We start from the raw sequence: 11,051 nt of genomic DNA, 5'->3' as shown, positions 1-11,051 counted from the left end.
ATCCAGTGGGGTCACACGCCACGACGAGGAAGGCCCGTCCATGCACCCGCCCCCCACCCCTACCCCGCCCCGGTCGGTCAGGATCGGCGACGCCGCCGCGTTCGCCGGCACGACCCCGCGGGCCATCCGCCACTACCACCGCATCGGCCTGCTGCCCGAGCCCGAGCGCGGCGCCGACGACCGCCGTCGCTACGGGTACGACGACATGATGCGGCTGCTGTGGATCCTGCGGACCGTCGACGCCGGGATCGCCCTGGGCGACATCCGCGCGGCGTTCGTGGGTGCGGGCCCGGAGGAGGTCGGCGCCGGACCCGGAGGCGCGGATGCGGGAGGAAAGCCCGACGTCGACGGGATCCTGGAGCGGCTGGAGGCCTCGCTCGAGGAGCGCGAGGCGGTGCTCCGGCGGCAGCGGCTGGCCGTGCAGCGCATGCGCGCCCGCGGCAGCCGGCTCGGACTCCTCTCCGACTTCGTCGCTCGCCGCCTCGACGGCCTGCCCGCGGGATCCGTGCGCCCCGCCGACCTCGACTCCCTGCTGGTGATGGAGCGCATGTTCGGTCCGCTGGGCGCCGCCGTGCACGCCTCGCGGGCCATCGCCCTCGCCACCCACCCGGAGCTGCGCGCGCAGGCCGACCGGGTCGACGCCGCGGAGGAGGCGCTCGACGACTCGGTCGCGGTGGACGATCCCCGCGTCGCGCAGGTCGCCGCCGAACGGCACGCGTTCGAGCGCGCGCTGGACGCGGCCATCCGGGAGTCGGGCCAGCACGAGGAGGACGACGCGCTCTTCGACGAGTGGGAGCGGCTGCACCCCGACGGCTCCGACGGCGGCGAGGACGAGCCCGGCGCCGGTCCCGGCCGCGGGCACGGGTCCCTGCCCGCGGCGCAGGCCATCACGCGGATGCCCTACGACCTGTCCCCCGCCCGCCTCCGCTGCATCGAGCTGGTGGTGGAGCTGAGCATGCCGGACTGGGCGGACGCGTAGGAGCGGCGCGACGATGCGCCCGGACCTCGTCCCCGACCCGGAGGAGGATGGCCCCACGCACCGCCCGCCCCGGACCCGAGGACCGACGATGACCACCGCGCTCCCCCTGCACGTCACCGACGCCGACCTCGAGGACCTCCGCGACCGGATCCGCCGCACGCGCTGGGCCACCCCGTGGCCCGTGGAGCCGTGGGAGGCCGGCACGGACCAGGCCCTGCTGCGCCGCCTCGCCGCGGTCTGGGCCGACGGGTTCGACTGGCGGGCGCGCGAGCGCGAGATCCGGGCGCTGCCGTGGGCGAGCGCTGACCTCGACGGCACGCCCGTCTCCTACCTCCGCTTCGACGCGGAGCGGTCCGGCGGCCTCCCGGTGATCCTCACCAACGGCTGGCCGAGCTCCGCGCTCGAGCTGGTGCCGCTGGCGGAGCGCCTGTCGCAGCCGTCCCGATCCGGCGGCGATCCCGCCGACGCGGTCACCGTGATCGTCCCCGCGCTCCCCGGGTTCCCCTTCTCGCCGCCGCGGCCGCGGATCGACGAGCAGACGCACGAGCTCTGGCACCGGCTGATGACGGAGGAGCTCGGCTTCGCGCGGTACGCGGCGCACGGCGGCGACCTCGGCGCCGGGATCACGTCCCGGCTGGCGGAGAGCCACCCGGAGGCGGTGGCGGGGATCCACCTGATGGCGGTGGCCGCGCCGCGGGACCTCGACGAGTCGACGCTGACCGACGAGGAGCGCGCCCACCTGGAGGAGGCACGGGAGTGGGACGCGTCCGAGGGCGGGTACCAGCACCAGCAGCAGACCCGTCCGCTCACCCTCGCGCCCGCGCTGCAGGACTCGCCCGTGGGGCTGCTGTCGTGGATCCTCGAGAAGCACCGCGCCTGGAGCGACTGCGACGGCGACGTGTCCCGCCGCTTCAGCGACGACCACCTCCTGACGCTCGCCTCCCTCTACTGGTTCACGGGATCCATCGGCACCTCGCTCCGCCCGTACTTCGAGTACGGCTCCGGGCGCACCGCACGGGTGGGGCGCGTGCGCGTGCCGACCGCGGTCGCGGCGTTCCCGCACGACCTGACGCATCCGCCGCGCAGCTGGGCCGAGCGCACCTACGACGTCGTCCGGTACACGGCGATGCCGCGCGGCGGGCACTTCGCCCCGCACGAGGAGCCGGGACTGCTGGCGGACGACATCACGGCGTTCCTGCGGATGCTGCGGTAGCGGGCCCGCCCCGTCAGGCGACGGCGGCCGCCCCCTCCGGCCCGCCCGCGGCGAACGCCGGGTCCATGTGGCCGATCTCGAGGATGTTGCCGTCGGGATCCGTGAGCTGGCGCTGGTACATGAAGCCGTAGTCGGCGGCCGGGCGCGCCTCGGTCCCGCCCGCGCGGAGGCCGCCGGCGACGGCCGCGTCGACCGCCGCGCGGCTGTCGAGGTTCACGGAGGTGAGCGCGGAGACCGCCGCCGACGGGTCGCCGAGCGGCTGGTCGGTGAACGACTGGAAGAACGGCCGGGTCAGGATCATGATGCAGCTGTGGTCCTCCTCGACCACGATGCAGGCGGCGTTCTCGTCCGTGAACGCGGGGTTCACGGTGAAGCCGACGGCCGTGTAGAACGCCGTCGCGCGCTCCAGGTCGGTCACGGGCAGGTTCACGAAGATCATGGGCACGGGTCTCTCCTTCGAGACGCAGGGGGAGCGGATGCGCCCATGCTGACGAGGCGCGAGCTGCCCGTCAAGACGGACGGCCACCGGTTCCCGTGCGGGACCCGATGGCCGTCGTCGTGCATGCCGCGGGTCAGCGCTTCCGCAGCGCCCCCGTCGACCACAGCGCGACCGCGACGAGCACCGGCTGGAAGAAGAGCCGGCCGAGGCGCTTGCCGTCGGTGTCGAGGCCGAAGGCGCTGCGGCGGTGCACGTACTGCGCGATGTTGCCCGGGAAGATCGCCGTGAAGAACGCGGCGGCCGCCCAGCCCGCGAGGCCGCGGCGCGAGCGCGCGAACAGCAGGGCCGAGCCGAGCGTGATCTCGGCCACGCCGGATCCGACGACGGTCACGTCCTCGGGCACCGGCAGCGACTTCGGCACCTGCGCGCGGAACTCCTCCCGCGCGACGGTGAGGTGCGTGACGCCGGCGAAGGCGAGGAACGAGCCGAGCACCACGCGGGCGACGGTGCGGGGCACGGACGTGCGGTGCGTGCGGGCGGGGCCGGCCATCAGTCGTCCGAGACCGTGACGACGACCTCGATGTTGCCGCGGGTCGCGTTCGAGTACGGGCAGACCTGGTGGGCCTGGTCGGCGAGCTCCTGCGCGAGGTCGTGCTCGACCCCGGGGATGACGACCTCGAGGTGCACGGCGAGCTGGTAGCCGCCCTCGCCGTTGGATCCGATGCTCACGCGGCTGCCCACGCTCGAGTCGGCGATCTTCACCTTTCGCGCGCGGGCGACGCCCTGCAGCGCGGAGTGGAAGCACGCGGCGTAGCCGGCGGCGAAGAGCTGCTCGGGGTTCGCGCCCTCGCCGGATCCGCCCATCGTCTTGGGGATGGAGAGGTCGAGCGCGAGGTCGCTGTCGCTGACGGCCACGCGGCCGTCGCGGCCGGCTCCCGTGGCGAGGGCCTCCGCGGTGTACAGGGCGTCCATGTGGTTCCTTCCGTTCGTGGTCGCGCGGGGCGGCCGGGTGGGGGTCGAGGTGGAGCGGATCAGGGGGCGGGGGTCGGCGCCTGCGCCTCGGCGGGCCGCGTCGCGGGGTGCGCGAGCGCCTCCGCCGTCGTCTCCTGCATCCCCGAGGTGATGAGATGCAGGGCGGCGAGGAGCTGGCGCGCGCGGTCGAGGTCGAGGCCCATGCCGCGGATGACCGCGCCCGGCACGTGCGCGAGCTCGGCCCGCACGGTGCGGCCGCGCTCGGCGAGCGACACCGTGACGACGCGCTGGTCGGCGGAGATCCGGCGGCGGACGACGAAGCCCGCCTCCTCCATCCGCGCGAGCAGCGGCGACAGCGTGCCGGAGTCGAGGTCGAGCTGCTGCCCGAGCTCGGTGACCGTGCGGTCGTCGTCCGACCACAGCAGCACCAGCACGAGGTACTGCGGGTAGGTGAGGCCCCACGGCGCGAGGAGCGCGCGGTACGCCTGGGTGGTGGATCGCGACGCCGTGTAGAGCGAGAAGCACACGAGCTCGTCGGCGATGCGCGCGGGGGCGGCGTCGACGGCGTCGGGCGGGAGGGTGTCGCGATCGGGCATGGGTCGACCCTGCCACGGAACAAGGTTGTGCGCAATTCATCTCGGCCGATGCCCAGCCGCCGCGCGCCGACGCGTACCCTGGAGCGACATGATCACGAGACGAGAGGCCGCGCTGCGGCTGGGCATCCCGCTGGAGATGGCCACGCGCCACGGCATCCCGGGGCGCGTCCCCGAGTCCGAGATCGCCGCGATGGACCAGGATCCGCCCGCCTGGCTCGCGCAGTCCCGCGCCAACGCCACCGGCAAGCGACCCGTCTGGGTGCAGCTGACCTGCGAGGTCTGCGGCTTCACGGAGGCCGTGCGCCCCAAGAAGTGGTGGCCGGACTTCACCTACCTCTCCTGCGAGCGCCACTCCCCCGATGAGCTGCCCGAGCCCGCGCTCGGCCTCGCGCGCCGCGAGGTGGACGGGATCGGCAGCCGGTTCGTCGGCGTGGTGGACGAGAAGCCGTAGCGGCCCTCCGGCGCGCATCCCGAGCCTGCGATCCGCCGGACGGCGAGCGCGTCGGCGCACGGACGCGAGGCGCGGGCTGGCGTCCGCCTCAGAGCATGCGCCGCATCATGCGCTCGGAGATGCGCAACCCGAGCCGCGTAGGGAGCACCCGGGAGGACACGGCCGCCAGGATCGCGTTCCGGGTGCCGTCGACCACCGAGGGCGCCGCGCCGGACATCGCCCGCCACGCGGTGTCGACCACCTGCTCGGGGCGCCGCTTGTCCGTGGAGGGGTTCGAGCCCATCCCCGTGTCGGTGTCCCCGGGGGAGACGGCGAGGATCCGCAGCCCGAAGCCGCGGTTCTCCTCGGAGAGCGCCTGGGTGAGAGCGATGACGTAGGACTTCGTGGCGGAGTACGCGGCGAAGTGCGGCATCGGCTGGTATCCAGCGGCGCTGCCGATGTTGACGATCGTGCCCGACCCCTGCGCGCGCATCCGCACGATCGCGGCGCGCGTGAGCAGGGTGAGGGCCGTGACGTTGAGGTCCACGAGCTGGCGCAGGTGCGCCTCGGACGTGTCCGCGAGGTCGCCCTCGGGCGCGACGCCGGCCGAGTTCACGAGGTGGTCGAGCCGCGGCAGGTCCGCGCGGAGGGCCTCGGCGAGGGTCGCGACGTCCGCCTCGCGCGTGAGGTCCGCGACGTGCGCCGTGGCCGTCACCCCGTGGCGCTCGCCGATCTCGTCCGCGAGGGCACGGAGGGCGACGCCCGATCGCGCGACGAGCACGACGTCGTGCCCCTCGCGGGCGTGGCGGCGGGCGAACTGCTCGCCGATGCCGGAGCTCGCTCCGGTGATGACGGCGAGAGGACGGGGTGATGCGGGCATGCTGTACTCCATTCGATGCGGATAGGTCATCCGTTCGGATAGCGTATCCGCTTTCTCGCGGTCGCGCCTAGGATCGGTGCATGCAACCCCTCCGCCGAGACGTCGCGCACAACCGCGAGCGCATCGAGGAGGCGGCGCGGGGCCTGATCGTCGACGGCGAGATCCCGGGACTCAACGCCGTCGCCCGCGCGGCCGGGCTCGGCGTGGCGACCGCCTACCGGCACTTCGCGACGGTCGCCGAGCTCGAGGAGGCGCTGGTCCGGGATCGGTTCCGCGCCCTCGAGGAGACCCTCGCGGACGTCCGGCCGGGGCAGCTCGAGGAGGTGCTGACGACGCACGTCACCCTGCTCGTCGAGGACGCCCTGTTCGAGCGCGTCACCGCGCGCCCCGTCCCCGCGTCGGCCGGGACCGCCGAGGCGCGGGACGCGCTGATCGCGGGCCTCCAGACGCTGCTGGACCGGGCGGCCGCCGCGGGGGAGATCCGCGACGACGTGGGGGCGGGCGAGGTCCTCGCGCTCCTCTGCGGCGTCGCCCACTCGATCCGCAACTCGCCGGCGCCGACGACCGCGCCCCGCGACTCCGTGCTGCTGCGCGTGGTGCTCGACGGGCTGACGCGGCCGGCGCAGGTCCGCTCGGGCACGCGGTAGGACGTCGCGGGCGGACCGGTCGGTGGACCGGCGCGCCCCTCCCGAGGAAGGTCCCGACTAGGCCGCGACGGCCTCCGCGTGCGCCCGCTCGTACGCGGCCCCGCCCTCGCGGAGCGCCGGGCAGTGCTCGGGCGTCGGGTTCGCGCAGATCTCGATGACGCGCGACAGCTCCTCGCGGGCCCGCTCGAGCTCGGCGATGCCGGCGGAGATCCGCTCGCGCTCGGACAGCAGCAGCGCCATGTCCTCGGGCGCGGCGACGCCGGAGTCGACGCTCGGCAGCAGCGCGAGGATCGTGCGGCTCGGCAGGCCGGCGGCGTACAGCTGCTGGATGAGCTGCACCCGCTCGACCGCCGCCTCGGGGTAGACGCGCTGGCCGCTCGTGGTGCGCTCCGCCGGGAGCAGGCCCTGCTCCTCGTAGTACCGGAGCGCCCGGGTGCTCACGCCCGCGCGTCCCGCCACGTCGCCGATCCGCAGCATGCCGTCCTCATCCCTGGTGGTGGTCCTGTCGATCCGCCGGGCGGACTTGCCCTTCACGTCGACGTCAACTCCTAGCGTAGGCCGCGCCGCACCGCGCATCCGACGCGGGCGGCAGGAGGAATCACTCATGGACATCCAGGATCAGGTCGCCCTCGTCACCGGCGCCAACCGCGGCATCGGCCGCACCTTCGTCGAGGAGCTCCTCGAGCGCGGCGCCCGCAAGGTCTACGCGACCGCGCGCCGCCCCGAGGCGATCGACATCCCCGGCGTCGAGGTGCTGCGCCTCGACCTCACCGACGACGCGTCCGTGACGGCCGCGGCTCGGGCCGCGCAGGACGTGACGCTCCTCATCAACAACGCCGGCATCTCGACGGGCGCCCAGCTCATCACGGGCGACATGGCGGAGATCCGCCGCGAGATGGACACCCACTTCTACGGCACGCTCGGCGTGATCCGGGCCTTCGCGCCCGTGCTCGCGGCCAACGGGGGCGGCGGGATCGTCAACATCCTGTCGGCGCTGTCGTGGTTCGCCGCCCCCGGCGCAGGCGCTTACGCGGCGGCGAAGGCGGCTGAGTGGAACATGACGAACGCGCTCCGCCTGGAGCTCGAGGGCCAGGGCACGCTCGTGCAGGGCGTGCACCTCGGCGCCGCGGACACCGACATCATGGCCGGCTACGACGGGCCGATGCTCGACCCGCGCGACGTCGCCCGCGCCGCGCTCGACGGCGTCGCCGCGGATGCGATCGAGGTCGTCGTCGACGACTGGAGCCGCATGGTGAAGGACTCGCTGAGCCACGACCCGCGGGAGTTCTACGAGAAGATCCGCGCGATCCTCGGCTGATCCCGGGACGGGCGCGGTGCCCGCGTCGCCCGTGCGCTCACCCCGCCACCACCCTCACCCGCCCGCCCGCCCGCCCGCCCGCCGCGCCTACCCCGCCGCGAAGCGGACGGACGCGCCCTCGAGCACGAACTCGAGCGCGGTGCCCTCGGGGAACTCGTCCCGGAGCTCGGCGGGCATGTCGTCGGTCACCGTGAGGACGCCGCGGGCGGGGAACGAGCCGGCCGCGCATCCGCCGACGGGCGTGCCGCCGCGCGTGGAGCGCGGGGCGACGACCGTGACGCACGCGGCGCCGCCGTCGGGGTTCTCGAGGCCGATCACCGTGAGGCCGTGGAACTCGCCGACGCCGGTCGCGACGTCCCGGTACCAGTCGTCCCAGCGCTCGGGGACGGCGCGGTCCGGATCCAGCGCGACGGTCCCGACCTCGCGTCCGGTCATCGTGCCGAGCGCCGAGGAGACGGCGACCGTCGCGCCGACCGCCACGAGCACGGACGCGGCCCAGAGGATCGCAGTGCGGGGGCGGAGCGGGGGCGTGCGGCGCGGGGGCTCGTCCTCGGTGTCGTCGGCGGTGTCGGTCGCGTCGATGTCGGCGGATCCGGTGCGCAATGCGTCGACCGGCGCAGCATGGCGCCCGCGCGGACCGTCGGGCGCGAGCGCGGTCCGCGGATCCGCCGCACCGCCGACGCGGGCCGCATCGCGCGCCCCCGCCTCCAGCTCGCGCAGCCGGGCGAGCTCGGCGTCGTCGAGGTCGGGGTCCGGCCCGTAGGCCCGGCGGCGGAGCGCGTGGAGCTCGCTCCGCTGCGCCTCGTCCATGGATCGATCCTGTCACCGGGCGTCCCGCGCGACCGGGCCGCGCTCGCGCCCTGGCCGCGGGACGCACGCGCGCCTACGCTCGGCCCATGCTCACCGAGACCGACCTGCGGCTGCCCGACGGCCGCACGCTGCACTGCTACGACACGGGATCCGGCGACGGCGCCGACCTCGTGGTCCTCTACCACCACGGCACCCCGAACGTCGGGCCGCCGCCCGCCCCGCTCGTCGACGCCCCCGAGGGCCGCGGCATCCGCTGGATCTCGTATGACCGGCCGGGCTACGGCGGATCCACCCGGGACCCCGGCCGCTCCATCGCGACCACCGTGGCCGACGACCTCGCCGTCGCGGACGCGCTCGGCGTCGACCGCTTCGCCGCGTTCGGCCACTCGAGCGGAGCCGTGCTCGCGCTGGCCGCCGCGGCCTCCCTCGGCGACCGCGTGCTCGGCGCGCTCTGCGGCGCGGCCCTCGCGCCCGTGCAGGCCGAGGGCCTCGACTGGTTCGCCGGCATGCACGCGGGCGGCGAGCGCGAGCTGCGCGCGGCCGTCGCCGGACGGGAGGCGCTCGAGGCGGAGCTCGCCCGGAGCGAGTTCGACCCGGCGATGTTCACCGACGGCGACCTCCGCGCGCTGGAGACCGACTGGGCGTGGCTGAACGGCGTCGCGTCGCACGGGATGGACGCGGGCCCGGGCGGCATGGTCGACGACGACCTGGCGCTCGTCGCGGACTGGGGCGTCGACCTCGCCGCCGTCACCGCGCCGGTGATCCTGCTCCACGGCGACGCCGACCGGATCGCGCCCGTCGCCCACGCGCGCTGGCTCGCCGACCGGGTCCCCGGCGCCGAGCTCGTGATACGCCCGGACGACGGCCACATCGCCGTGCTGCACGGCGCGGCCGACGCGCTCGCCCGGCTGCGGGAGCGGATCCGCGCCGCTGCATAGGAGAGGTACCCGGAGACGGCTCTCGCCGACCCGGACGGATCCGGATCGGCGAGAGGGGGTGGAGCGGCGGCGGTCAGTGCCCGCGCGACACCCGCCGCGGCAGGGCGAACACGAGCGCGAAGGCGACGACCGCGAAGATCGCGCTGACGCCCATGGCGGACGCGGACGCGTCGGTGAACGCCTGCGGGAGCATCTCGGGTCCGCGGATCCCGGCGCCCGCGACGCCCGCGAACAGCACGCTGCCGATGACCGCGATTCCCACGGCCGAGCCGACGCGCTGCACGGTGCCGATCACGCCGGAGGCCGCGCCCGCCTCGGCGGGGTCGACCGTCGCGACGATGAACTGCGCGTTCGGGGCGATGAAGAGGCCGTTGCCGATGCCGGCGAGGAGCAGCGGGACGAGGAGCATCCAGCTGGTGAGGTCGGCGGCGGCCGTATTCAGGAGCACGAGCCAGAGCCAGATGAGGCCGACGCTCACGAGCGCCGTGCCGATCACGAGGACCGTGCGGCCGAGGCGGTTCGTCAGGCGGTTGCTCTGCGAGGAGCCGACGATGCTGCCGATGGCGAACGGGATCGAGACGAGGCCCGACGCGAGCGCCGAGTTGCCGAGGCCCGACTGCCAGAGGATCGAGATGGTGAAGAAGATGCTGGTGAAGGCGGCGAAGTAGACCATCGCGAGGATCACGCCGCCCGTGAAGGCGGGGTGGGTGAACAGGTGCGGCGGCACCAGGACGCTCTTCGCGCGCCGCGTCTGCCGGACCTCCCACGCGCCGAAGAGCGCGAGGAGCACGACGCCGCCGGCGAGCGACAGGTAGGTCCAGAGCGGCCAGCCCTGGTCCTGGCCGTCGATGAGCGGCACGAGGAGGGCCACGAGGCCGGCGCTCACGAGGATCACGCCGACGAGGTCGACGCCCGTGGCGGCGGGGGCCGTCGCCGGGGCGGATCCGCGGCCGGCCGGCGCGCCGGACCGCGCGGCGGACTGCGCGCGCACGTCGCCCGCGACCTGCTCGGCGACCTGGCGGCTGGGGAGCAGGACGGCCGCGGCGATCACGGTCGCGAGTCCGACGGGCAGGTTCACGAAGAAGACCAGGCGCCAGCCCGACTCCTCCCCAGCGGCCTGGATGATCAGGCCGCCCACGATCGGGCCGAGCGCGGACGAGACGCCGATGACGGCGCCCATGATGGCGAACGCCTTGCCGCGCGCCTGCGGCGGGAACAGCAGCTGGATGAAGGCGGTCACCGCGGGCACGAACAGTCCGCCGGAGAGCCCCTGCACCACGCGCGCGATCACGAGCTGGAGGTCGTCCTGAGCCACACCGCACGCGAGGCTGGCGAGCGTGAACAGCGCGATGCCGGTCACGAACACCCACTTGTGCCCGTAGCGGTCGCCGAGGCGGCCCGCGGGGATCAACGCGAGCCCGAACGCGAGCGCGTAGCCGGAGATGATCCAGCTCAGCGTCGACTCGGAGGCGTCGAGGCTCGTGCGGATGGTCGGCAGCGCGACGTTCACGATCGTGGTGTCGAGCAGCGCGATGAACATGCCGGCGAGCAGCACGATGAGCGCCTGCCAGGCACGACGGGAGACGACGGGGGCGGAAGCGGATCCGGAGCCGGGCGCTCCCGAACCGCCGGACGCCGGGCGGGCGGATGCGGTGGTGTCGGACATGGGGGTCCTCTCATGCCGACGCGGGCGTCGGCGGTGGTGCGGGCGGATCCGTCGGGCGAGCGCGAGCGGGCGGCGCGGGCGCGGGACGGGAGGTCGGGCGCCTCGCGCGCTGGCGGCGGCGCGCACGGAGGAGGATCCGCGGCGGTGCGGGGGAGACGGCCGG

General features: G+C 74.9%; 14 protein-coding genes. 6 read left to right on the top strand and 8 right to left on the bottom strand.

Features of this window, described 5'->3' with window-relative positions; genetic code table 11:
• Positions 1–40 precede the first annotated feature (40 nt).
• A complete protein-coding gene (locus ACT7CP_RS01845) occupies positions 41–979 on the top strand; it encodes a MerR family transcriptional regulator (protein ID WP_445443142.1) in 939 nt (312 codons plus the stop codon).
• A gap of 88 nt (positions 980–1,067) precedes the next feature.
• Complete coding sequence (locus ACT7CP_RS01840) at positions 1,068–2,192, top strand: epoxide hydrolase family protein (protein WP_445443141.1); 1,125 nt, start codon at positions 1,068–1,070, stop codon at positions 2,190–2,192.
• Positions 2,193–2,205: 13 nt separating this feature from the next.
• Here ACT7CP_RS01840 and ACT7CP_RS01835 read toward each other — a convergent pair whose 3' ends face one another.
• From ACT7CP_RS01835 to ACT7CP_RS01820, 4 genes are all read right to left on the bottom strand, one after another.
• Positions 2,206–2,637 carry a VOC family protein gene (locus ACT7CP_RS01835; RefSeq protein WP_445443140.1) on the bottom strand — a complete coding sequence of 144 codons (432 nt, stop codon included), beginning with the start codon at positions 2,635–2,637 and terminating at the stop codon, positions 2,206–2,208.
• A 127-nt stretch (positions 2,638–2,764) separates the two neighbouring features.
• Entirely contained in the window at positions 2,765–3,181 is a 417-nt protein-coding gene (locus tag ACT7CP_RS01830; RefSeq protein WP_445443139.1) for a DoxX family protein, read from the bottom strand.
• Entirely contained in the window at positions 3,181–3,603 is a 423-nt protein-coding gene (locus ACT7CP_RS01825) for an organic hydroperoxide resistance protein (RefSeq protein WP_445443138.1), read from the bottom strand. Before ACT7CP_RS01825 ends, ACT7CP_RS01830 begins: the two co-directional genes overlap by 1 nt.
• Positions 3,604–3,662: 59 nt before the next feature.
• The gene (locus ACT7CP_RS01820) at positions 3,663–4,199 is read right to left on the bottom strand and encodes a MarR family winged helix-turn-helix transcriptional regulator (RefSeq protein WP_413962195.1); all 537 of its coding nucleotides are present in this window, start codon (positions 4,197–4,199) and stop codon (positions 3,663–3,665) included.
• An 88-nt stretch (positions 4,200–4,287) separates the two neighbouring features.
• On the opposite strand from ACT7CP_RS01820, the gene ACT7CP_RS01815 reads away from it, so the two are divergent.
• A complete protein-coding gene (locus ACT7CP_RS01815) occupies positions 4,288–4,650 on the top strand; it encodes a hypothetical protein (RefSeq protein ID WP_445443137.1) in 363 nt (120 codons plus the stop codon).
• An 88-nt stretch (positions 4,651–4,738) separates the two neighbouring features.
• On the opposite strand, the gene ACT7CP_RS01810 is transcribed toward ACT7CP_RS01815, so the two are convergent.
• Entirely contained in the window at positions 4,739–5,509 is a 771-nt protein-coding gene (locus ACT7CP_RS01810; protein WP_445443136.1) for an SDR family NAD(P)-dependent oxidoreductase, read from the bottom strand.
• An 80-nt stretch (positions 5,510–5,589) separates the two neighbouring features.
• Between ACT7CP_RS01810 and ACT7CP_RS01805 the strand changes: the two genes are divergently transcribed.
• Positions 5,590–6,156 carry a TetR/AcrR family transcriptional regulator gene (locus ACT7CP_RS01805; protein ID WP_445443135.1) on the top strand — a complete coding sequence of 189 codons (567 nt, stop codon included), beginning with the start codon at positions 5,590–5,592 and terminating at the stop codon, positions 6,154–6,156.
• A 57-nt stretch (positions 6,157–6,213) separates the two neighbouring features.
• On the opposite strand, the gene ACT7CP_RS01800 is transcribed toward ACT7CP_RS01805, so the two are convergent.
• Positions 6,214–6,690, bottom strand: coding sequence for a MerR family transcriptional regulator (locus ACT7CP_RS01800; RefSeq protein WP_445443134.1), 477 nt, complete (start codon positions 6,688–6,690; stop codon positions 6,214–6,216).
• A 70-nt stretch (positions 6,691–6,760) separates the two neighbouring features.
• On the opposite strand from ACT7CP_RS01800, the gene ACT7CP_RS01795 reads away from it, so the two are divergent.
• Positions 6,761–7,474, top strand: a complete 714-nt coding sequence (locus ACT7CP_RS01795) for an SDR family oxidoreductase (RefSeq protein ID WP_445443133.1) — start codon at positions 6,761–6,763, stop codon at positions 7,472–7,474.
• Positions 7,475–7,561: 87 nt separating this feature from the next.
• On the opposite strand, the gene ACT7CP_RS01790 is transcribed toward ACT7CP_RS01795, so the two are convergent.
• Positions 7,562–8,284, bottom strand: a complete 723-nt coding sequence (locus ACT7CP_RS01790) for a hypothetical protein (protein ID WP_445443132.1) — start codon at positions 8,282–8,284, stop codon at positions 7,562–7,564.
• A gap of 86 nt (positions 8,285–8,370) precedes the next feature.
• On the opposite strand from ACT7CP_RS01790, the gene ACT7CP_RS01785 reads away from it, so the two are divergent.
• Positions 8,371–9,222 carry an alpha/beta fold hydrolase gene (locus tag ACT7CP_RS01785; RefSeq protein ID WP_445443131.1) on the top strand — a complete coding sequence of 284 codons (852 nt, stop codon included), beginning with the start codon at positions 8,371–8,373 and terminating at the stop codon, positions 9,220–9,222.
• 73 nt (positions 9,223–9,295) lie between these two features.
• Here the strand turns inward: ACT7CP_RS01785 and ACT7CP_RS01780 are convergent, their stop codons facing one another.
• A complete protein-coding gene (locus ACT7CP_RS01780; RefSeq protein ID WP_445443130.1) occupies positions 9,296–10,888 on the bottom strand; it encodes an MFS transporter in 1,593 nt (530 codons plus the stop codon).
• Positions 10,889–11,051 lie beyond the last annotated feature (163 nt).

Source organism: Clavibacter rahimiani (assembly GCF_052654495.1).
This window is presented reverse-complemented; position numbering and strand designations above follow the sequence as displayed.